The sequence below is a fragment of the Arthrobacter sp. BB-1 genome (assembly GCF_006151685.1).
Taxonomy (GTDB): Bacteria; Actinomycetota; Actinomycetes; order Actinomycetales; family Micrococcaceae; genus Arthrobacter.
On record NZ_VDEV01000024.1, the window covers coordinates 1 to 537 of the forward strand.

At 65.0% G+C, this 537-nt stretch carries 1 protein-coding gene; it reads left to right on the forward strand.

Features of this window, described 5'->3' with window-relative positions; translation table 11 throughout:
* Positions 1 to 537: UDP-glucose 4-epimerase GalE (galE, locus tag FHJ30_RS13685; RefSeq protein WP_139029830.1), on the forward strand; the 537-nt coding region annotated here is incomplete at both ends.

Sequence of the window (537 nt, forward strand, 5' to 3'; positions counted from 1 at the left end):
ATTGACGCGGTCATCCACTTCGCGGGACTGAAGGCAGTCGGCGAATCCGTCCGTGAACCGCTGAAGTACTACTACAACAACCTGGTGGGGACCCTGAACCTCATCCGGGTGATGGACCGCCACGATGTCCGGTCCATTGTCTTCAGCTCCTCCGCCACGGTCTACGGCGAGCACAACCCCATCCCCTACGTCGAAAAGATGGAAATCGGCGCCAACAACCCCTACGGCCGCACCAAGGAACAGATCGAGGACATCCTCTCCGACCTCGGCGCCGCCGACCCCCGCTGGCACATCGCCCTGCTGCGCTACTTCAACCCGGTCGGTGCCCACCCCTCCGGCCGGATCGGCGAAGACCCCCAGGGCATCCCCAACAACCTCGTCCCCTTCATCGCCCAGGTCGCTGTGGGCCGGCGCGAGAAACTCATGGTCTTCGGCGGCGACTACGACACCCCCGACGGCACCTGCCTGCGCGACTACATCCACGTCGTCGACCTCGCCGAAGGCCACGTAGCCGCACTCAACCACGTGGCGGACCGC